The organism is Frigoribacterium sp. CFBP 13707 (genome assembly GCF_014842245.1).
Classification (GTDB): Bacteria; Actinomycetota; Actinomycetes; order Actinomycetales; family Microbacteriaceae; genus Frigoribacterium; species Frigoribacterium endophyticum.
In genome coordinates, this window is sequence record NZ_JACYVL010000002.1 from 133,321 (window position 1) to 154,252 (window position 20,932).

The 20,932-nt window shown below is 71.8% G+C and carries 17 protein-coding genes; 12 read left to right on the top strand and 5 right to left on the bottom strand.

Going from position 1 to position 20,932, the window contains the following annotated elements; translation table 11 throughout:
* Positions 1-224: 224 nt before the first annotated feature.
* Positions 225-740: a 50S ribosomal protein L10 gene (gene rplJ, locus IFT45_RS04430; RefSeq protein WP_056053061.1), complete on the top strand. Its 516-nt coding sequence runs from the start codon at positions 225-227 to the stop codon at positions 738-740.
* Positions 741-791: 51 nt separating this feature from the next.
* The gene (gene rplL / locus IFT45_RS04435; RefSeq protein ID WP_056053063.1) at positions 792-1,175 is read left to right on the top strand and encodes a 50S ribosomal protein L7/L12; all 384 of its coding nucleotides are present in this window, start codon (positions 792-794) and stop codon (positions 1,173-1,175) included.
* Positions 1,176-1,310: 135 nt separating this feature from the next.
* On the opposite strand, the gene IFT45_RS04440 is transcribed toward rplL, so the two are convergent.
* Both IFT45_RS04440 and IFT45_RS17735 read right to left on the bottom strand, forming a co-directional pair.
* The gene (locus IFT45_RS04440) at positions 1,311-2,762 is read right to left on the bottom strand and encodes an amino acid permease (RefSeq protein ID WP_192126906.1); all 1,452 of its coding nucleotides are present in this window, start codon (positions 2,760-2,762) and stop codon (positions 1,311-1,313) included.
* A 91-nt stretch (positions 2,763-2,853) separates the two neighbouring features.
* A complete protein-coding gene (locus tag IFT45_RS17735) occupies positions 2,854-4,452 on the bottom strand; it encodes a LuxR C-terminal-related transcriptional regulator (protein ID WP_056053068.1) in 1,599 nt (532 codons plus the stop codon).
* A gap of 228 nt (positions 4,453-4,680) precedes the next feature.
* Between IFT45_RS17735 and IFT45_RS04450 the strand changes: the two genes are divergently transcribed.
* Positions 4,681-6,603, top strand: a complete 1,923-nt coding sequence (locus tag IFT45_RS04450; protein ID WP_056053070.1) for an ABC transporter ATP-binding protein — start codon at positions 4,681-4,683, stop codon at positions 6,601-6,603.
* Here the strand turns inward: IFT45_RS04450 and IFT45_RS16990 are convergent.
* Entirely contained in the window at positions 6,600-7,340 is a 741-nt protein-coding gene (locus tag IFT45_RS16990; protein ID WP_371810875.1) for a DUF305 domain-containing protein, read from the bottom strand. The two genes, IFT45_RS04450 and IFT45_RS16990, sit on opposite strands and share 4 nt — an antisense overlap.
* Positions 7,337-7,999 (bottom strand): DUF3105 domain-containing protein, encoded by a 663-nt coding sequence (locus tag IFT45_RS04460; protein WP_056053075.1) that lies wholly within the window; start codon positions 7,997-7,999, stop codon positions 7,337-7,339. Before IFT45_RS04460 ends, IFT45_RS16990 begins: the two co-directional genes overlap by 4 nt.
* A gap of 397 nt (positions 8,000-8,396) precedes the next feature.
* On the opposite strand from IFT45_RS04460, the gene IFT45_RS04465 reads away from it, so the two are divergent.
* From IFT45_RS04465 to IFT45_RS04500, 8 genes are all read left to right on the top strand, one after another.
* On the top strand, positions 8,397-9,761 hold the full coding sequence (locus IFT45_RS04465; protein WP_185231797.1) for a cystathionine beta-synthase: 1,365 nt from the start codon (positions 8,397-8,399) through the stop codon (positions 9,759-9,761).
* A gap of 76 nt (positions 9,762-9,837) precedes the next feature.
* Entirely contained in the window at positions 9,838-11,016 is a 1,179-nt protein-coding gene (locus IFT45_RS04470; protein WP_192045388.1) for a cystathionine gamma-synthase, read from the top strand.
* 29 nt (positions 11,017-11,045) lie between these two features.
* The gene (locus tag IFT45_RS04475) at positions 11,046-12,431 is read left to right on the top strand and encodes an MFS transporter (RefSeq protein ID WP_192126908.1); all 1,386 of its coding nucleotides are present in this window, start codon (positions 11,046-11,048) and stop codon (positions 12,429-12,431) included.
* Between the two features lie 112 nt (positions 12,432-12,543).
* Complete coding sequence (locus IFT45_RS04480; protein WP_255465289.1) at positions 12,544-13,563, top strand: LacI family DNA-binding transcriptional regulator; 1,020 nt, start codon at positions 12,544-12,546, stop codon at positions 13,561-13,563.
* A 407-nt stretch (positions 13,564-13,970) separates the two neighbouring features.
* Positions 13,971-15,494 (top strand): multiple monosaccharide ABC transporter ATP-binding protein, encoded by a 1,524-nt coding sequence (mmsA, locus tag IFT45_RS04485; protein ID WP_056055678.1) that lies wholly within the window; start codon positions 13,971-13,973, stop codon positions 15,492-15,494.
* On the top strand, positions 15,491-16,864 hold the full coding sequence (gene mmsB, locus IFT45_RS04490) for a multiple monosaccharide ABC transporter permease (RefSeq protein WP_082514259.1): 1,374 nt from the start codon (positions 15,491-15,493) through the stop codon (positions 16,862-16,864). Before mmsA ends, mmsB begins: the two co-directional genes overlap by 4 nt.
* 107 nt (positions 16,865-16,971) lie before the next feature.
* The gene (locus IFT45_RS04495) at positions 16,972-18,069 is read left to right on the top strand and encodes a sugar-binding protein (RefSeq protein WP_167258530.1); all 1,098 of its coding nucleotides are present in this window, start codon (positions 16,972-16,974) and stop codon (positions 18,067-18,069) included.
* Positions 18,070-18,168: 99 nt separating this feature from the next.
* Complete coding sequence (locus tag IFT45_RS04500) at positions 18,169-18,762, top strand: MOSC domain-containing protein (RefSeq protein WP_371810876.1); 594 nt, start codon at positions 18,169-18,171, stop codon at positions 18,760-18,762.
* Positions 18,763-18,844: 82 nt separating this feature from the next.
* Here the strand turns inward: IFT45_RS04500 and IFT45_RS04505 are convergent, their stop codons facing one another.
* Positions 18,845-19,414, bottom strand: coding sequence for a TetR/AcrR family transcriptional regulator (locus tag IFT45_RS04505; protein WP_056053096.1), 570 nt, complete (start codon positions 19,412-19,414; stop codon positions 18,845-18,847).
* 265 nt (positions 19,415-19,679) lie between these two features.
* On the opposite strand from IFT45_RS04505, the gene IFT45_RS04510 reads away from it, so the two are divergent.
* Entirely contained in the window at positions 19,680-20,909 is a 1,230-nt protein-coding gene (locus IFT45_RS04510; RefSeq protein WP_056053098.1) for a multidrug effflux MFS transporter, read from the top strand.
* Positions 20,910-20,932: the final 23 nt, after the last annotated feature.

Genomic DNA, 20,932 nt, shown 5'->3' on the forward strand with positions numbered 1-20,932 from the left:
ACCGCCGGTTGTCATCGCCTGCGCTCAGCCTCGCTGAGACAGACGGAGACCGAAGGTTCTCGAGAGAGAGCGACCAGCGCAGGTGTGTGAAGTCGTTCCTCTTCTCGAAGAGACTCAGCTCCGTGCGCCCGCGCCGGAGCTTTTTTCTTTGCCCCGGCACCGATCTCGGTGTCGTGGGCCTCGAGGTCCCGGGGGCTGCCGGCACACCCACGTTTAGGAGAGCCATGGCGAACAAGGAAGCATCGGTCGCCGAGCTCACGGAGAACTTCCGTGACTCGACCGCCGTCCTGCTCACCGAGTACCGCGGTCTCACTGTCGCTGAGCTCAAGGAGCTCCGCAAGTCCATCAGTGCAGACGCGACGTACGCCGTGGTGAAGAACACGCTCAGCAAGATCGCGGCCAACAACGCCGGAATCAGCTCGTTCGACGACGAACTCGTCGGGCCTTCTGCGATCGCCTTCGTGCACGGTGACCCTGTCACCGTCGCCAAGAGCCTGCGTGACTTCGCCAAGGCACACCCCGCTCTGATCGTGAAGAACGGTTACTTCGACGGTAACCCTCTCTCGGCAGACGAGGTCAACAAGCTCGCCGATCTCGAGTCGCGGGAGGTGCTGCTGGGCAAGCTGGCCGGCGCCTTCAAGGCTTCGCTCTTCGGTGCTGCTTACCTGTTCCAGGCTCCGCTCTCGCAGGCCGTCCGCACGGTCGAGGCGCTGCGCGCGAAGCAGGACGCCGACAGCTAACAGCTGTCGTCGCAACCACCACCACTTCAAGAACACAACAAGGAGAACACCATGGCGAAGCTCACGCAGGACGAACTGATCGAGGCCTTCAAGGAGCTCACGCTCATCGAGCTCAGCGAGTTCGTGAAGAAGTTCGAAGAGGTCTTCGAGGTCACCGCTGCGGCCCCCGTCGCCGCCGCCGGTGCCGCCGGCCCCGCCGCCGCTGCCGAAGAGGTCGAGGAGAAGGACTCCTTCGACGTCGTCCTCGACTCGGTCGGCGACAAGAAGATCCAGGTCATCAAGGAGGTCCGCGCGCTCACGAGCCTCGGCCTCGGCGAGGCCAAGGCCGTCGTCGACGGTGCGCCCAGCACCGTCCTCGAGGGCGCCAACAAGGAGACCGCCGAGAAGGCGAAGGCTCAGCTCGAGGCTGCCGGCGCCACCGTCACCCTCAAGTAGTCGGCGGGGCCCACGGCCCCACCGCTCCTGCACCACAGCAGAAGGCGTCGCCCCTCGGGGCGGCGCCTTCCGCCGTTCCCGGGGGCGACTGCGACGGCACCCGGGGCCGTCTCGCGGGCCGGGCAGCCGGGAGGGCTAGGAGGCGCGGCCCACGACGGAGTGCCGACGCCCGTACCCGAGGTACACCGCGGTGCCCACGACCATCCAGAGCGCGAAGGCCACCCAGGTGATCCAGCCGAGCGTCACCATGAGCAGCACGCACGCGGCGAACCCGAGCACCGGCACGACCGGGTACAGCGGCACGCGGAACGTGCGGTCGAGCTCGGGCCGGTTGCGCCGCAGCCAGACGACCGACACGTTGACCAGCGCGAACGCGAAGAGCGTGCCGATGCTCGTGGCGTCGGCCAGCGCGCCGAGCGGCACGAGGGCCGCGGTGAGGGCGACCGCCCCGCCGACGATCAGCGTGCCCGCCACGGGCGTGCGCGTGCGCGGCGAGACGCGGCCCAGCACGCGCGGCACGAGTCCGTCACGGGCCATGGCCACGAAGATGCGGGTCTGGCCGTAGAGCACCGTCAGCACGACGCTGGCGATGGCGGCCACGGCCGTCACGGCGAACAGGAAGGCCACCCACGGCTGGCCCGTGATGTCGGCCACGATCGTCACGAGGGTCGCCTCGCCGTCGGTGAACTCCGTCCACGGCCGTGCGCCGATCGCCGCGACCGCCACGAGCACGTAGAGCACGGTGATGATCACGATCGAGGCGATGATGGCCCGGGGCAGGTCGCGCCGGGCGTCACGGGCCTCCTCGCCCGCCGTCGAGGCCGCGTCGAAGCCGATGTAGGAGAAGAACAGGCGGGAGGCGGCGGCCGAGACCCCCGCCGCGCCCATCGGGGCCAGGGGCTCGAAGTTGCCCGAGCGGAACGCCGAGAAGGCCACGACGACGAAGAAGACCAGCAGCCCGACCTTGACGACGACGAGGACGGTGTTGACCCAGGCCCCCTCGCGGGCGCCGGGCAGCAGCACGACGGTGGCGAGCAGCACGAGCACGGCCGCGGGCAGGTTGAGCAGGCCGCCGGCCCCGGGCGGGTCGGCGAGGGCGGCCGGCAGGGCGAGGCCGACCACGTCGAGTGCCTCGTTCACGTACTGGCCGGCCCCGACGGCCACCGCGGCGACCGACACCGCGTACTCGAGCACGAGGCACCAGCCGCAGACCCAGGCCAGGCCCTCACCGAGCGTCGCGTAGGCGTAGCTGTAGCTCGACCCGGAGACGGGCACGCTGCCGGCCATCTCGGCGTACGAGAGGGCGGAGAGCAGCGCCGCGACGCCGGCGAGCACGAAGGCCATCCAGACGGCGGGGCCGGCCAGGGGCACGGCGGTGCCGAGCACCACGAGGATCCCCGTGCCGAGCGTCGCGCCGATGCTGATCGCGGTCAGGTGCCAGACGCCGAGGGTGCGTCGGAGCGCCGGCTGGCCCGAGGCCTCCTGGTCGTCGGCGAACGACTCCAGGGGCTTCCGGCGGCGCAGCTGGACGCCCAGCGAGGGGCGGACGGAGGGCGCGGGGGAGGAGGGGGCGACGTCGTCAGGCACCCGCGAGAGGTTACCGCACGGCCGGCCCGCGACTCCCGCGCCCGGTCACGGCCCGGCCGGTCCCGCTCGGGCCGACCCGCGCCTCCCGCGGTCAGTCCGCCTCGACGTCCAGCCCGAGCTGTCGGACCCGTGCCATCGCCTCCCGGCGCGACGTGGCCTGCAGCTTGCGGTAGATGCTCCGCACGTGGCTCTTCACCGTGTTGACGGAGATGTAGAGCTGGTTGCCGATCTGGCCGAGGGTCTGGCCGGTGGCCAGGTGCCGGACGATCACGAGCTCGCGGTCGCTGAGCGGCTCGGCCAGCTCGTCGACCGCGTCGCCCGTGGCGCCGCGCAGGCGGTCGAGGGCCCCCTGGATGACGTCGGGCTGGTCGCGCTGCGCCGCCCGCGACGCGAGGTGGTCGAGCGTCTGCACGGGCAGGGTCGCGAACGGCCAGAGCGAGCCCATGCGCGCGACGGAGAGCAGGGCGCGGTCGAAGGCGATGTCGGCCCGGCCGCCGTCGCCGGTCAGCGCGTGCGCCGCCGCGGCGATGGCGTGCACGTGGCCCATCGTCCGCTCGGTGTGCAGGTCGCCGAGGGCGAGACAGCCCTCGAGGGCGTCGAGCGCCGCCTCGGGCTCGCCCGCCTGGAGGTGCACGAGGGCCAGCACGCGGCTCGGGCAGAGCACGTGGCGGTCGCTCGGCGCGAGCGGGGCGGCGAGGCGACGGGCCTCCTGCGGCTGGCCGAGCGCGCGCATCGTCTCGGCGCGCAGGGCGGCCACGGACGACGGCACGACGGGGTGGCCCGTGAAGCCCTGGGTCAGGCGCGTGATCCGCCCGAGGTGGTCGAGCAGCTCGATGTACCGCTGCTCGACGAGGCAGACGTGGGCCTCGGCGAGCCAGCCCAGCGCCTCCCAGTCGCTCCCGCGCGACGACTCGCGCACGGCGGCGACGATCTGCTCGACCTCCGCGAGGGGCCGGTCGCGCTCGAGGGCCACGTGCAGCCGGGTGATCTGCGCGAGCGCGCCGAACGAGCTGACCAGGAGGTCGGTCCCGGCGGCGAGCTGCTCCGCGTGGGCGACGTGCTCGTCGGCGACGGCGAAGTCGCCGAGCAGCATCGCGACGTAGGCGAGGGCGGAGAGGCACTCGACGCGCTCGGCGGTGCTCAGGTGCTCCTCGCCGAGGCCGGCGGCGAGGCCCAGGGCGAAGAGGGCCTGGTCGTACTCGCCGTAGTGGACGCGGATCAGCCCGAGCTGGAGGCTGAACGAGGCGCTGAGGCCGATGCGGGCGCTGATCGCCTGCGCGAGGTCGGTCTCGATCATCGTGCGGGCGATCTCGAGGTGCTCGTGCGCGACGACGAAGTTGCCGAGGGTGCGCAGCGTGGCCGCGAGGTGGACGTGGTAGCCCGCCCGGACGTCGAGGCCCAGGGTCGGGTCGGCGTCGATGGCCTTGGCCACGCCGCGGAACCACGGCAGCGCGGCGCTGGCCGAGCGCGAGCCGACGGAGCGGTGGCTGGCCGCGAGGGCGAGCAGGATGCGCGGCCGGGAGCGCCACTCCTCCTCGGGGAAGGAGCGCACGGCCTCGCGGAGGCGGGCGCCCTGCACGGGCGCGATGCGGCTCCAGCCGTCCTCGATGGCATCGAGGGACGCCCGGTGGTCGGTGAGCTGCAGCTCAGCGCTCGGGGGTGCGACGGACGTGTCGTCAGGCGTGTTCACGGGTCCTACCTCTGCCACATCGGGTAGTTCTCCGTCGGGTACGGAGAATGCGGCCACGGGGTGCGGTGAACCACCCCGGAGCCCATCCTAAACTGAGTGTTCTTCCTGGTCACTGCGAAAACGTCGGCCGACCCGAACTGGGGTGGGCAGAAAGGTCGTTCGTCGGCGTGGCGAGGCCCCGGGAGGCGGTGGTCCGGCGGTGTCGTCGGCACGGCGTACCGTGACGGCATGAGCAGGACGAACTCGGTCGCCGCGGGCGGCGTCCGCGGCGGCGGCCGCATCTCGAGCGGCGACGCGCAGGCGCAGAAGGCCGCGAACGCCGCGGCGCCGCGCATCCCCGACCTCTTCCGGCGCATCCGGGGCCTGTTCGACCCGTACCGCCGGGCCCTCGTCGTCACGGTCGTCCTCGTGCTCATCGGGGCCGCGATCAGCGTGCTGCCCCCGCTGCTGACGAAGCAGGCGTTCGACCTCGGGCTCTTCCCCGCGGGCGGCCCCGACGTCCCCGTGCTGCTGGAGCTCGTGGGCGCCATGGTGCTGCTCTGGGTGCTGAGCGCCGGCATCGGCGTGTGGCAGACCTGGCTCACCGCGACGGTCGGCAACCAGGTGATGGGAGCCCTCCGCATCCGGCTCTTCGGGCACCTTCAGCGGATGGAGCTGGCGTTCTTCACGCGCACGAAGACGGGCGTCATCCAGTCCCGGCTGCAGAACGACGTCGGCGGCGTGGCCAACGTCCTCAGCAACACGATCTCGAGCGTGCTCGGCAACACCGTCACGGTGATCGCGGCGTTCGTCTCGATGCTCGTGCTGAGCTGGCAGATGACGGTCGTGACCGTCATCCTCCTGCCGCTCCTCGTCGTCGCCCAGCGTCGGGTGGGCCAGGTGCGCGCGCGGATCGCCACGAAGACGCAGGAGTCCCTCTCCGACATGACCGCCATCACGCAGGAGGCGCTCAGCGTCAGCGGCATCCTGCTCGCGAAGAGCTTCAACCAGCAGCAGGCCGAGGTCGAGCGCTACTCGGCCGAGAACCGCACCCAGATCGGCCTCCAGGTGCGGCAGCAGATGAGCGGCCAGTGGTTCTTCGCCGTGGTCCAGATCTTCCTGTCGGTCATCCCCGCGCTGATCTACCTGGTGGCCGCCTGGCTCATCCTCCGCGACGTGCCCGTGACCGCCGGCACGATCGTCGCCTTCACCACCGTGCAGGCGCGCCTGACCTTCCCGCTGATGGGGCTGCTCCGCGTGGCCCTCGACCTCCAGACCTCGGGGGCGCTCTTCGCCCGCATCTTCGAGTACCTCGACCTGCAGCCGGCCATCACCGAGACGGGCACGCCGCGGCGCGTCGACCGCTCGGCCCTCGGCCGCGTCGAGTTCGACGACGTCGTGTTCAGCTACCCCGACGCCGAGCCGGGCCAGAAGACCCTCCGCGGGGTCAGCTTCGACATCGAGCCGGGGCAGTTCGCGGCCTTCGTCGGGCCGAGCGGGGCGGGCAAGACGACGGTGTCGTACCTCATCCCGCGGTTCTACGAGGCGTCGTCGGGGGCGGTGCGCTTCGCGGGCACCGACGTGCGCGAGCTCGACCAGGAGGACCTCGTGGCGAACATCGGCATCGTCAGCCAGGAGACGTACCTCTTCCACGCGACGATCGGCGACAACCTCCGCTACGCCCGCCCCGACGCCACCGACGAGCAGCTCGTCGCGGCCGCGCGGCAGGCGAACATCCACGAGACGATCGTGTCGTTCCCCGAGGGCTACGACACGGTCGTGGGCGAGCGCGGCTACCGCCTCTCCGGCGGCGAGAAGCAGCGCATCGCCATCGCGCGCGTCCTCCTCAAGGACCCGGCCGTGCTGGTGCTCGACGAGGCGACGAGCGCGCTCGACACGGTGAGCGAGCGCGTGGTGCAGCAGGCGCTCGACGCCGCCGCCCGGGGTCGCACGACGATCGCCATCGCCCACCGGCTCTCCACCGTGCGCGCGGCGGACGTCATTTTCGTCGTGGCGGCCGGCGAGGTCGTCGAGCGCGGCACGCACGACGAGCTGGTGCAGCGAGGCGGGGTCTACGCCGACCTCTACGGCCAGCAGGTCGCCTCGGTCGAGGCAGGGGCGGGCTCCGTCCCCGCCGGCGCAGCCGGGGGCGCGGCGGCGGGGGAGGCCTAGGCGCGCGCTGCGAGCATCTGCTCCATCGCGTCGATGTCGCTCTCCTGGGTCATGATCATGCCCCGGGCGAAGTCGCCGACCTGACGGTCGTCGCTCCGGGCCAGCACGGCCTCGGCCATCTTGATGCCGCCCCGGTGGTGGGCGATCATCAGGGTCAGGAAGAGGCGCTCGGCGTCGACGCCGTCGGCCGCGCGCAGCTCGGCCATCTGCTCGGGGGTCGCGAGGCCGGGCATGGGGTCGCCCGGGGTGTGCGACGGCGCCGACGACCCGTCGGTCGGCGCTGCGCCGGCCGTGTGGTCGTGGTCGCCGTAGCTGCCGTCGAGGGTGGGCCGGGTCATCCACGTCATCGTGGGCTCCGTCGGCGCCTGCGAGTCGCCCCAGAGCTCGAGCCACGCGTACATCTGCCCGGCCTGCTGCGACTGCGCGGTCGCGATGTCGTAGGCGATGGTCCGCACGTCGTCCGCGTCGCTCCGGTCACGGACGGCCATGGCCATCTCGACCGCCTGCTCGTGGTGCACCTGCATGTCGCGCGAGAAGCCCGCCTCCACGCTGCGCTCGCCGGGCACGACCGGCGCCGGGGCGCTCAGGCGGCCGACGGCGACGCCGGCCACGAGCACGATCGCGAGGGCGAGCACCGCCGCGACCACGAGACGGAGCCGACGGGCCCCGGAGTCGCGGGGCGCGCCTCCCTGACCGGTCGCGTCGGAGCGCGTGGTGCCGTCGCCCGCGTCGGTCACGAGACCCGGCCGGGCCCGTCGACGCCTCCGCTGCACGCGGCACCGGGCTCGGGGGCGGCGCTGGACTTCCAGTACTTGGTGACGAAGTCGGCGACGGCCGGGTCGGCCGGGTCGTCGAAGGCGAGCTGGGCGCCCCAGGCGCTCACGTACATCGGGCTGTCCATGCCCTCGTACGGCGAGACCACGGAGTAGGTCGAGGGCGCCAGGTCGGTGACGGCGGCGATCTGGTCGTCCGTCACCTGTGCCGGGTCGTAGGTGAACCAGATCGCGCCGTGCTCCAGGTCGTGCACCGCGTTCTCGTTCGGCACCTGCTCGGTGTAGACGCCGCAGTTCATCCAGACGCCCGCGTGGTCGCCGCCGGCCGGCGGGGTCATCTCGTAGTCGACGGAGCCCGTGACGTGGTTCGCCGTCAGGTCGTCCCAGGTCTGCACGCCGGCGACGGTGATGTCGTCCGGGTCTTGCCGGGGCTGGCCGCTCGTCACGACGAAGGTGACGAGCAGGGCGACGGCCGCGGCGCCCGCGACGGCCGCGATCGAGATGCCCACGACCCGGTTGCGCTTCTGGACGGCCTGCTGGCGCTTCAGCGCCGCGACCTTCTCCTGGCGGCGGGCGTCGCGCTGCTGCTTGACGCTGGGCTTGTTCTTGTCGGTGCTGGCCACGGTGCTGGTCCTCTGCGATGGGGGATCGGTGGTCGGGGGCGGTCCTCGTCGTGCGACGCCGGACGAGCTCGCCGCTCCGGCGCACGCTCGTCTCCGCGAGACCAGTCTGCGTGACGGAGGCCGGGAGCACGAGGGCCCCGGCGCGGCCGGGGCCGCGGACGGTCGTGGATGCGTCACCGACATTCTCCCCAGGCCCGTCTGGGAAGAGCGTCCACAGGGCGCGTGTCGGCGAGGCCCGTCCCCGCCGCCCGTCGTCCACCGTCACACGTCGGAGGGCCGCCGGTAGACTCGGGGGGCGGGTGAACCTCCCGCCCCCGACCCTCACCACAGGCCCCGCCCCGTGCGGCGGCCACCGATCCGCGAGCCCCACGACGGCGGCGGAGAACCCGGAGACGCCGTGAAGTACGCCGAGACCGTCCTCGACCTGGTGGGCGACACCCCGCTCGTCAAGCTGAACAAGGTGACCGAGGGCATCACGGCCACGGTGCTGGTCAAGGTCGAGTACCTCAACCCGGGCGGCTCCTCGAAGGACAGGATCGCGACGCGCATCGTCGACGCTGCCGAGCGCGACGGCCTGCTGAAGCCCGGCGGCACGATCGTCGAGCCGACGAGCGGCAACACCGGCGTCGGCCTCGCCCTCGTGGCGCAGCAGCGCGGCTACCGCTGCGTGTTCGTGCTGCCCGACAAGGTCGGCGACGACAAGCGCAACGTGCTCAAGGCCTACGGCGCCGAGATCGTCGTGACGCCGACGGCCGTCGAGCCCACCAGCCCCGAGTCGTACTACAGCGTCTCCGACCGGCTCGTCCGCGAGATCCCCGGTGCCTTCAAGCCGAACCAGTACGCCAACCCGGCCGGGCCGCAGAGCCACTACGAGACGACGGGCCCCGAGATCTGGCGCGACACCGAGGGGCGCGTGACCCACTTCGTCGCCGGCGTGGGCACGGGCGGCACCATCAGCGGAACCGGCCGGTACCTGAAAGAGGTCAGCGGCGGCGCCGTCCAGATCATCGGCGCCGACCCTGAGGGCAGCGTCTACAGCGGCGGGACGGGCCGGCCGTACCTCGTGGAGGGCGTCGGCGAGGACTTCTGGCCCTCGGCCTACGACCCCAGCGTCGTCGACCGGATCATCGCCGCCTCCGACGCCCGCTCGTTCGAGCTCACGCGTCGGCTGGCCCGCGAGGAGGGCCTGCTCGTCGGCGGTTCGTCGGGCCTCGCCGTGGCGGCGGCCCTCGACGTCGCCCGCGACCTCGGACCCGACGACGTCGTCGTCGTGCTGCTGCCCGACGGCGGCCGCGGCTACCTCGGCAAGATCTTCAACGACTCCTGGATGCGCGCCTACGGCTTCAGCGAGAGCGTCGACGGGCGCACCGTGCGCGACGTCCTCGCCGCGAAGGAGAGCGAGCTGCCCGACCTGGTGCACGCGCACCCCACCGACACCGTCCGCGACGTGGTCGGCATCATGTCGCGCTGGGGCGTCTCGCAGATGCCCGTCCTCACGGCCGAGCCTCCCGTCGTCATCGGCGAGGTCGTCGGCGCCGTCGAGGAGAAGGCGCTGCTCGAGCACGTCTTCACCGGGGCGGTCAGCATGGACGACACGCTCGACGGCGTCGTCGGGGCCGCCCTGCCGCTGATCGGCGTCAACGAGTCGCTGGCCGGGCTCCGGGCGTCGCTCGAGACCGCCGACGCCCTGCTCGTCACCGACGACGGCGCCCCCGTGGGCGTCGTCACCCGCCACGACGTGCTGGCCTTCCTCTCCGCGTAGGCCGCCGGCCCGGCCCGCCCCGGGCTCCGGCACCCCGCTCCCTCACCGACCTCCTGCTCACCCCGAAAGGCGCCCCATGAGCGACACCAGCTACGACCTCGGCTCCGCCGGCTTCTCCACCCGGGCAATCCACGCCGGCCAGCCCTTCGACCCCAGCACCGGCGCGGTCGTGCCGCCCATCTACCAGTCGTCGACCTTCGTGCAGGACGGCATCGGCGGGTTCCGCGGCGGCTACGAGTACGCGCGGTCGGCGAACCCGACCCGCGACTCCCTGCAGGAGCTCCTGGCCGCCCTCGAGGGCGGCACCGCGGCCTTCAGCTTCGCCTCCGGTCTGGCGGCCGAGGACGCGCTGCTCCGGTCGGTGCTGAAGCCCGGGTCGCGCATCGTGATGGGCAACGACGTCTACGGCGGGACCCACCGCCTGGTGAACCGGGTCTGGACCCCGTGGGGCGTCACGCTCGAGACGGCCGAGATGACCGACCTCGACGCCGTGCGCGCCGCCGTCCGCCCCGGCGAGACGGCCGTGCTCTGGGTCGAGACCCCCAGCAACCCGCTGATGAAGATCAGCGACATCGCGGCCCTCGCCGAGATCGGCCACGCGGCCGGCGCGCTCGTGGTGGTCGACAACACCTTCGCCTCGCCCTACCTCCAGCAGCCCCTCGCGCTGGGCGCCGACGTGGTCGTGCACTCGACGACGAAGTACATCGGCGGGCACTCCGACGTGGTCGGCGGTGCGCTCGTCGTGAAGGACGAGGCCCTGGCCGAGGCGATCGGCTTCATCCAGTTCGGGGCCGGCGCGGTCTCGGCGCCGATGGAGGCGTGGCTCACGGTGCGCGGCATCAAGACCCTCGGCGTGCGCGTCGACCGCCACTCGTCGAACGGGCTGGCCCTCGCCCAGGCCCTCGAGGCGCACCCGGCGATCGACCGCGTCTACTACCCGGGCCTCGAGTCGCACCCCGGCCACGAGCTGGCGGCCCGCCAGATGACGGCCTTCGGCGGCATGATCTCGGTGTCGCTCGCCGCGGGCCCCGCGGCGGCCCGTCGCTTCGCGGAGTCGACGGAGCTCTTCCAGCTCGCCGAGTCGCTCGGCGGCGTCGAGTCGCTCATCGGCTACCCGACCGAGATGACCCACGCCTCCGTGCGCGGCACCGAGCTCGAGGTCCCCGACACCGTGGTGCGCCTCTCGGTCGGCATCGAGGACGTCGCCGACCTGCTCGCCGACGTCGAGCAGGCGCTCGACCGCAGCGCCTCCTGAGCACCGCGGCACCGGCCTAGGCTGGCCGCATGAGCACCGTCGCCCCCTCCGCCGAGCGCGAGGGCGGCGTCCTCTCGCGGCGGTACCTGCTGGCGACCCTCGGCATGGTGGCGCTGATCGGCATCGCGGCCTTCGAGTCGCTGGCGGTCACGACGGTGATGCCGGTCATCGCCCGCGAGCTCGACGGCGAGCAGCTGTACTCGCTCGCCTTCGCCGCCCCGTTGGCGACGGGAGTGGTCGGCATGGTGGTGGCCGGCAACTGGGCCGACCGCAGCGGGCCCCGGGTGGTGATCGTCGCCTCCGTGCTGGCCTTCGGGGTCGGCCTGGCGATCGTCGGCACGGCGCCCGACATGGTCGTGCTGCTCGCCGGGCGGCTCGTCCAGGGGCTGGGCTCGGGCGCCGTCATCGTCGGCCTCTACGTGATGGTCTCGCGGCTCTACCCGCCGGCGCTCCACCCGTCGATCTTCGCGGGGTTCGCCGCGGCCTGGGTCGTGCCCGGGCTCGTCGGGCCGGTCGTCGCGGGCACCGTGGCGGAGACCGTCGGCTGGCACTGGGTGTTCCTCGGCGCGCTCGTGCTCGCGGTGCCCGCCTTCCTCATGATCCTGCCGAGCCTCCGTCGGGTCGGCCCGCCGGTCGTCGCCCCGGGAGAGCCCCGCGTCGCGTGGAGCGTCGGCCGCATCGCGTGGTCGGGGGGAGCGGCGCTCGCCGTGCTGGCGCTCAACCTCCTCAGCGAGCTGCCCCTGGGGGCGGCCGCCGCGGTGGTCGTCGTGGCGGTCGTCGTGCTCGGCGTCGCGCTGCGGCCGCTGCTGCCCCGGGGCACGCTCCGGGCGGCCCCGGGCGTCCCCACCCTCGTGCTCCTCCGCGGCCTCGTGGGCGCCGCCTTCCTCGGCAGCGACGTCTACCTGCCCTACATGCTCTCGTCCGAGTACGGCTTCTCCGCCTCCGCATCGGGCATCACCCTGACGCTCGGCGCCGTGGCCTGGGCCGGCGCGAGCTGGGCGCAGGGGCGCCTGGGCGCCCGGGTGCCGCAGCTGCTCGGCATCCGGATCGGCGTCGCGCTGGTCGTGGTCGGGGTGCTCTCGGCCGTGGCCTCGCCGCTCCTGCACCTCACGCCCGCCGTGGTCATCGTCGGGTGGTCGCTCGCGGGGGCGGGCATGGGGTTCATGTACCCCCGCTTCTCGGTCCTCGTGCTGCGGGGCTCGGGCGACGACGAGAAGGGCTTCAACAGCTCGGCGCTCACGATCGCCGACTCGTCGGGCTCCGCCGTGGCGCTCGCCGTCACCGGGGCGGCGTTCGTGCAGCTCGGCGGGGCCGCCGAGCCGATCGCGTTCGTGGCGTGCTTCGCCGTCGCGCTCGCGGTGGCCCTGCTCGCCTTCGCGGTGACCGGGCGGGCCGTGCCGCGCGACGTGACCTGACCGGCCGCGGGCACCGCGCCTCCCCGGCCCGCGGTCGTCGTCGTCGGAGCAGCGCTGCATAATGGTCTCCGCGCGATGTGTACGGTCACATCGCCATCAGCGATGGAGCGACGTGAAACCTGAGGTCGACAAGGTGCGCGCTCCCAACATCCGCGACGTCGCGGCACTGGCGGGGGTCTCGTACCAGACCGTCTCGAGGGTGCTGAACGACAGCCCGAGCATCCGGCCGGCCACGCGGCAGCGCGTCCTCGACGTCATCGAGCAGATCGGCTACCGCCCGAACCAGGCGGCCAGGGCCCTCGTCACGAGCCGCTCCCGGGCGATCGGCGTCCTCACGCTGCAGAACGTCCACTTCGGCCCGCAGACCATGGTGAACGCCATCGAGCTCGAGGCGCGCGCGGCCGGCTACCGGCTCAGCATCGCGAGCACGACGCGCGCCGACGACGACGTCCGGGCCAGCGTCGACCTGCTGACCAACCAGGCGGTGGAGGCGATCATCGTCATCGCCCCCCAGCGCAAGTTCTTCGACGTGCTCGACCAGCTCGACCTCGGCGTGCCGATCGTCGCCCTCGACAGCACGCGCCGCACCACGGCCCACAGCCTCTCGGTCGACCAGCACGCCGGGGCCCGCCTGGCCACCCGGCACCTCATCGACCTCGGCCACAAGCACATCGTCCACGTCGCCGGCCCGCAGGACTGGATCGAGGCCGACGAGCGCATGCAGGGGTTCCTCTACGAGATGGGCGAGGCCGAGCTCTCGATCGAGCCGCCCATCCTCGGTGACCTCACCGCCGACTTCGGCTACCTCGCGGGCAAGGAGCTGCTGCGCCGCCGTGACTTCACGGCGGTCTTCTCGGCGAACGACCTCATGGCCGTCGGGCTGCTGCACGCGTTCCGCGAGGCCAGCGTCGACGTGCCGCGGGAGGTCAGCGTCGTGGGCTTCGACGACTCCCCGACGGCGGCGCACCTCTGGCCGCCGCTGACGACCGTGCGGCAGGACTTCGAGCTGATCGGGCGACGGGCCGTCGAGCTCGTCGTCTCCGAGCTCGAGGGCGGCACGGTCGTCGACCGCACGCTGGTCGCGCCCGAGCTGATCGTGCGCGGCTCCACGGCCCGCCCGTGGTTCCTCTGAGGGCACCGCGTCGACGCTCCGCCCCGACCGCCGACCTCGCCCGCCCGTGGCGGTCGTGACAGCGTTGTCGGCCGACGGTGACGGACCGGGGGGAGTCGCGCCCCGCCTCCCTCGGACCGGCGCGGATAACGGAACGGCAACGGCATTTGACAGCGGCCATGAGCGGGTCTAGCTTTGCTCCAGTCGCGGTGTGAACGGTCACATCCGGTGTCACAGGAGCCAGGTCGTCCGACCTGGTCGTCAGGCCCGGACAGCGACGAGTCAGGACGAGCCCGCCGCACCCGAGAGGGGCGGTCGGCCGACGAAGAGGTCGAACGTGGAGGTCAGTGTGCCCAGTGCACCGAACACGATGAGCGGGATCCCCGGGGGTGCCGGCCGTGGCCGTTGACTCTCCCGTCATCCTCGAGATGCGCTCCATCACCAAGGAGTTCCCGGGCGTCAAAGCGCTCGACGACGTGTCGATGCAGGTGCGTGCCGGTGAGGTCCACGCGATCTGCGGCGAGAACGGCGCCGGCAAGTCGACGCTGATGAAGGTGCTGTCGGGCGTCTACCCGTACGGCAGCTACAGCGGCGACATCGTCTACCAGGGCGACGTCATGCGCTTCCGCGACATCCGCTCCAGCGAGTCGCAGGGCATCGTCATCATCCACCAGGAGCTGGCGCTCATCCCCGAGCTCTCGATCACCGAGAACATCTTCCTCGGCAACGAGCCGACGAAGTTCGGCGGAGCCATCGACTGGCGCGCGGCGAAGACCCGTGCCGTCGACCTGCTGGCCCGCGTGGGCCTCGGCGACGACCCCGACACGGCGATCAAGAACCTCGGCGTCGGCAAGCAGCAGCTCGTCGAGATCGCCAAGGCGCTGAACAAGAACGTGAAGCTGCTCATCCTCGACGAGCCCACCGCGGCGCTCAACGAGGCCGACTCGCAGCACCTGCTCGACCTGATCCGCGGGCTCAAGGGCCGCGGCATCTCGTCGATCATGATCAGCCACAAGCTCAACGAGATCGAGGCGATCGCCGACTCGATCACGATCATCCGCGACGGCAAGACGATCGAGACGCTCGACGTCAAGGCCGACGGCGTCAACGAGGACCGCATCATCCGCGGCATGGTCGGCCGCAACCTCGCGAGCCGCTTCCCCGACCGCACCCCGAAGATCGGCGAGGTCTTCTTCGAGGTCAAGGACTGGTGGGTCCGCCACCCGCAGACCGCCGAGCGCTTCGTGTGCAAGGGCTCGAACATCTCCGTGCGCCGCGGCGAGATCGTCGGCCTGGCGGGCCTCATGGGCGCCGGTCGCACCGAGCTCGCGATGAGCATCTTCGGCCGCTCGTACGGCCAGTTCGTCTCCGGCCAGATCATCAAGGACGGCGAGACGGTCCAGATCAAGAACGTCTCCGACGCCATCGACAACGGCCTCGCCTACGTCTCGGAGGACCGCAAGGTGCTCGGGCTGAACCTGCTCGACGACATCAAGCGCTCCACGGTCGCCGCGAAGCTCTCCAAGATCTCGAAGGCCTCCGTCGTCAACACGTACGAGGAGCACTCGATCGCGGAGGAGTACCGCAAGAGCCTGCGCGTCAAGACGCCCACGGTCGACGAGGGCGTGGCCAAGCTCTCCGGCGGCAACCAGCAGAAGGTCGTGCTGGCGAAGTGGATGTTCACCGACCCCGACCTGCTCATCCTCGACGAGCCGACCCGCGGCATCGACGTGGGCGCGAAGTTCGAGATCTACAACATCATCAACCAGCTCGCGGCACAGGGGAAGGGCGTCATCGTCATCTCCTCCGAGCTGCCCGAGCTGCTGGGGCTCTCCGACCGGATCTACACGATCTTCGAGGGCACCGTCACCAACGAGATGGACGCGTCCGAGGCCGATGCCGAGACGCTCATGAGAAGCATGACTTCGAAGAAGAGGGAGAACGCCGCATGAGTGGCATCAAAGACCTGAAGAAGGTGTTCGGCGGCAACCAGTCGAACGCTCGCCAGTTCGGCATGATCGCGACGCTCGTCGTGGCCATCCTGATCTTCCAGTTCCTCACCGGCGGGCTCACGCTCGACCCGACCAACCTGATCGCCCTGGTCAGCCAGTACTCGTACATCCTCATCCTCGCCATCGGCATGGTGATGGTCATCGTGGCCGGCCACATCGACCTCTCGGTCGGCTCGGTCGCCGCCTTCAGCGGCATCATGGTCGCCACGTCGATGACGAGCTGGAACTTCCCGTGGCCCGTCGCCATCGTGTTCGGCCTCGTCGTCGGCGCCGTGATCGGCGCCTGGCAGGGCTTCTGGGTCGCCTACGTCGGCGTGCCCGCGTTCATCGTGACCCTGGCCGGCATGCTCCTCTTCCGCGGTGCGAACCAGTTCGTCGGCAACGCCGACACGCTGCCCGTCCCCGAGGGCTTCACCGTCATCGGCGCCGGGTACCTGCCCGAGTTCGGCCCGAACACGGGCTACAACAACGCCACGCTGCTGCTCGGCCTGGTGCTCGCGCTCGTCGTGGTCTACCGCGAGTTCCGCCTCCGCCGCGTCCAGCGCGCCATGGGCTCCGAGATGGCGCCCCTCTGGGTCAGCGTCCTCAAGCTCGTCGTGCTCGTCGGCATCATCGCCTACGCCGCGACCCTCTTCGGCGGCGGCCGCGTCGGCACCTCCTTCCCGATCTCGGGCATCATCCTCGGCGTGCTCGTCCTGGTCTACGGCTTCGTGACGCAGAACACGATCTTCGGCCGCCACATCTACGCGGTCGGCGGCAACTCGCACGCCGCCGAGCTCTCCGGCGTCAAGGCGAAGCGCATCAACTTCTTCGTCATGATGAACATGTCGGTGCTCGCTTCGCTGGCCGGCATGATCTACGTCGCCCGGGCCGGTGCCTCCGGCCCCCAGGACGGCCTGAACTGGGAGCTCGACGCGATCGCCTCGGTCTTCATCGGCGGCGCCGCCGTCGCCGGCGGCATCGGCACCGTGACCGGCTCGATCGTCGGTGGCTTCGTCATCGCCGTCCTGAACAACGGCCTCCAGCTCATGGGCGTCGGCTCCGACAAGGTGCAGATGATCAAGGGCCTCGTGCTGCTGATCGCCGTGGCCGTCGACGTCTACAACAAGAGCCAGGGCCGCCCGTCGATCACGGGCTTCCTCACCCGGGGCCTCCGCCGCGACAAGAACGGCGTCGCCGCTCCCGCCGACGGCGCCCTGGCGAGCAACCAGTCCGGCGTCGGCACGAGCCCGGAGAGCACCACGCCGGCCCTGCAGCCGAACGGCGACCTGAGCGACGTGCAGCGCCCGAAGGCCTCGACCCCCAACTAGACCCACCCGCGGGCCGACCACCGACGGTCGGCTCCGCCTCCCCGGGCGGTCGTCACCACGACCGCCCCCGCACCACCAAGTGATCCCTACGAGAAAGTAGACACAGCATGCGCAAAATCGCGCTGGCGACCATGGCGGTCGCCGCAGCAACGACGCTGATCCTGAGCGGCTGCTCCAACTCCGCCCGCACCGACGCCGGTTCCGGCGACGCGGCGTCCGGCTTCGAGCAGGGCTCGACCATCGGCGTGGCGCTGCCCGCGAAGACCAGCGAGAACTGGGTCCTCGCCGGCGACCTCTTCACCGAGGGCCTCACCGAGGCGGGCTTCAAGCCCGACGTGCAGTACGCGGCCGCCTCCGGCACCGTCGCGAACCAGCAGGAGGAGATCCAGTCCATGGTCACCAAGGGCGCGAAGGTGATCATCATCGGCGCGGCCGACGGTGCCCAGCTCGGCACCCAGGTCAAGGCCGCCCACGACGCCGGCGCCGTGGTCATCGCCTACGACCGCCTCATCCTCAACACCGAAGACGTCGACTACTACGTCGCGTACGACAACTTCAAGGTCGGCGAGCTCCAGGGCCAGGCCCTGCTCGACGGCATGGCCGCCAAGAAGGCGGAGGGCCCGTACAACGTCGAGCTCTTCTCCGGCTCGTCCGACGACGCCAACTCGAAGGTCTTCTTCGACGGCGCCATGAGCGTCCTGCAGCCGAAGATCGACGACGGCACCGTCGTCGTCGCCTCGGGCCAGACCGACATCAAGCAGACCGCGACCGACGGCTGGAAGGCCGAGAACGCCCAGCGTCGCATGGACTCGCTGCTCACCAGCACCTACGGCTCCACCGAGCTCGACGGCGTCCTGAGCCCCAACGACACCCTCGCCCGCGCCATCATCACCTCGGTGAAGCAGGCCGGCAAGACGGTCCCCGTCGTCACGGGTCAGGACTCCGAGGTCGAGTCGGTCAAGTCGATCATGGCCGGCGAGCAGTACAGCACCATCAACAAGGACACGCGCAACCTGGTCAAGCAGGCCATCGCGATGGTCTCCTCGCTGTCCGAGGGCGACACCGCCGAGACGAACGACGACGAGTCGTACGACAACGGCAGCAAGATCGTCCCGGCCTACCTCCTGCCCCCGCAGATCGTCACGAAGGACAACGCGGCCGAGGCCTACGCCAACGACCCGACCCTCGAGCCGCTGACGAAGTAGTCCCACCCGCAGCACAGCAGCACAGCAGCACAGCAGCGAGAGCCGATCGCCCCTCCGGGCGGTCGGCTCTCGTCGTCCCGGCCCCGGTACGGTGGTGCCGTGACCGGAGGCGCAGGGCAGGGCGGAGGCCCCGAGGAGGCGCGGGGCGGCGAGGCCGGCCCGCCCCGGTCGGTGCCCGTCACGGTCGAGCTGCTGCTCGCGTCGCCCCGCTCCCGCTACGTGGGGCGGCCCGCCGACGGCGCGGAGCCCGCCCTCGGGCCGGAGACGCCGAGCTCCGTCGAGGTCCGGGCCGGGCTGGGCATCGTCGGCGACCGCTACTTCGGCCGGGCCGCCCACCGCGGCGCTCAGGTGACCGTGTTCGCGGCGGAGTCCCTCGAGACGGTGGCGCGCCTCCTCGGGGTCGACGGGCCGCTCGACGCGGCGGCCACCCGGCGGAACGTCGTGCTGCGCGGCCTCGACGTCGACGCGCTGCGCGGCACGACGTTCAGCGTCGACTCGGGGGAGGGGCCGGTTCTGCTGCGCGCGACCCGCGCGGCGAACCCGTGCGCGTGGATGGACCACGAGCTCGCGCCGGGCGCCTTCCGCGCGATGCGGGGCCGCGGGGGCGTGCGCTGCGAGCCGCTCAGCGACGGCGTGCTGCGGCTCGGCCCGGCCGTCGTGAAGCTCGGGCTCGCCGACGACACGGGTCGGTGACGGCCCGGCTCAGCGACGGCTCGGCTCAGCGACGCCGGGCTCCGCGCTGACCCGCAGCGACGGAGCGTCGGTCAGCTCGGGGTCACTGCCACCAGCTGGGCACCATCGCCACGATGGTGTCGAGCAGGGTCTTGCGGCTGGTGCGCTTGCCGCCGAGCCAGGCCTCGACCGCGCCGACCAGGGCGTGGGCGAAGAACCCGGCCGCGATGTGCACCGAGAGGCCCTCGGGCAGGGCGCCCTCGGGCAGGCGCGAGATGTGCTGCAGCGACGAGGTCTCGAAGTGGCCGGCGAGGGCCTGGTGGATCGACGCGTCGAGGGGGTCGGGCAGCGCGAGGCGGTACATCTCGCGGTAGCGCACGACGTGGTCGACGACCTTCTCGACCCCGCGGCGGGTGATCTCCGCGCCGTCGGCGTCGGGCGCGGCGTCGCGGGCCGCGGCGTCGGCCGCCCGGATCGCGTCGAGCTCGGGGGTGATCACCGCGGTCAGCAGCGCGCCGGGGGAGGTGGCGTGGCTGTAGAACGTCGCCCGGTTGATGCCGGCGGCGCGGGTGACGTCGGCCACGGTGATGGTCGACACGGGCTGCTTCGACGCGAGGTCGACGATGGCCGTGTGCAGGGCCTTCGTGGTCTGCACGATGCGGGCGTCCACCATGGTGACCTCCAGTCGGTACGGGTGCTGGGGCCGAGCTTAGGGGGTCGCCGACGGTCGTCGCGCTAGCCGACATCGGGTGTCGGTCAGGGCTGTCGGAGCCCGCCCGCTCGCCGGTAGTCTCGACGAGGCGGCCCCGCGTCGACGGGCCGACCGCCGCCTCCCCCTCCCTCCTCACCGCCGGGAGCCCACGCCGTCCGCTCGAAACGATTCGAGCCCGGCGGGCCCGGCCGCCCGTCCCCTCCCTCCTCGACCACGAAGGCACCGCGTGACCACCGTCCTCCACCCCGGCGACGCCCTGACCCGCCGTCAGCGTCTCGTCTACGTGATCGTGCTCGGCGCGCTGACCGCGCTCGGCCCGTTCACCATCGACCTCTACCTGCCGGCGTTCCCGGCGCTCGAGGACGACCTGGGGGTGTCGACCGGGCTCGTCCAGCTCACTCTGACCGCGACGACGATCGGCTTCGGCGTCGGGCAGCTGCTCGTCGGCCCGTGGAGCGACAAGGTGGGCCGGCGGGCGCCGCTCATCGCCGCGACCGCCCTGCACGTGCTGGCGAGCATCGGCGCCGCCGCCGCGCCCGACATCGTCTGGCTCGGCGTCTTCCGGGTGCTGCAGGGCATGGGCGCCGCGGCCGGCGGCGTCGTCGCCCTCGCCATGGTGCGCGACCTGTTCGGCGGCCTGCCGCTCGTCCGGATGCTCTCGCGCCTCGCGCTCGTCAACGGCCTCGCGCCCATCCTGGCGCCGGTCATCGGCTCGCAGCTGCTCGCCTTCACGAGCTGGCGCGGCGTCTTCGTCTTCCTCGTCGCGTACGGCGCCCTCGTCATCGTCGCGGCGATGTTCCTCATCGTCGAGACCCTGCCGAAGGAGCGCCGCCACGAGCCCGGGCACTCGAGCCTCGGCCAGCGCTACCGGGTGCTCTTCGGCGACCGGGTCTTCGTCGGCGTCGCCCTGATCGGCGCGATGGTCTTCTCCGGGCTCTTCACCTACCTCTCGGCGTCGTCGTTCCTCTTCCAGGAGGTCTACGGCCTCGACGCGCAGCAGTACGGCTACCTCTTCGCCGTGAACTCGCTCGGCATCGTCGCGGGCGTCCAGATCAGCTCGCGCCTGGCACGGCGGTACGGTCCGCAGTGGATCCTCGCGGCGGCCACCGCCGTCCTGCTCGTCAGCGCGACCACCATCGTCGTGCTCGACTCGTTGCAGGTGGGCCTCCTCGGCATCCTCGTGCCGCTCTGGTTCTTCATCGCGGCCTGCGGGTTCACCTTCCCCCAGGTGCAGGTGCTCGGCCTGGCGAACCACGGCAAGGAGGCCGGCACGGCCGCCTCCCTCCTCGGCGCCCTCAACTTCGGCCTCGCGGGGCTCATCTCCCCGGTCGTCGGGTTCCTCGGCATCGGCTCCGCCGTGCCGATGGGCAGCGTGATGATCTGCACCTCCGTGGTGGCGATCGCCGCGCTGTGGCTGCTGGTGCGCCCTCGGACGGTGCCGGCCCTCGGGCACTGACCCGCGACTCCCCGGTACGTTCT

Coding starts and splice junctions, on each gene's coding strand:
- rplL (WP_056053063.1), top strand. CDS start 792: ATGGCGAAGCTCACGCAGGACGAACTGATCGAGGCCTTCAAGGAGCTC.
- mmsB (WP_082514259.1), top strand. CDS start 15,491: ATGAGTGGCATCAAAGACCTGAAGAAGGTGTTCGGCGGCAACCAGTCG.
- IFT45_RS04450 (WP_056053070.1), top strand. CDS start 4,681: ATGAGCAGGACGAACTCGGTCGCCGCGGGCGGCGTCCGCGGCGGCGGC.
- IFT45_RS04505 (WP_056053096.1), bottom strand. CDS start 19,414: ATGGTGGACGCCCGCATCGTGCAGACCACGAAGGCCCTGCACACGGCC.
- rplJ (WP_056053061.1), top strand. CDS start 225: ATGGCGAACAAGGAAGCATCGGTCGCCGAGCTCACGGAGAACTTCCGT.
- IFT45_RS04470 (WP_192045388.1), top strand. CDS start 9,838: ATGAGCGACACCAGCTACGACCTCGGCTCCGCCGGCTTCTCCACCCGG.
- IFT45_RS04475 (WP_192126908.1), top strand. CDS start 11,046: ATGAGCACCGTCGCCCCCTCCGCCGAGCGCGAGGGCGGCGTCCTCTCG.
- IFT45_RS04495 (WP_167258530.1), top strand. CDS start 16,972: ATGCGCAAAATCGCGCTGGCGACCATGGCGGTCGCCGCAGCAACGACG.
- mmsA (WP_056055678.1), top strand. CDS start 13,971: ATGCGCTCCATCACCAAGGAGTTCCCGGGCGTCAAAGCGCTCGACGAC.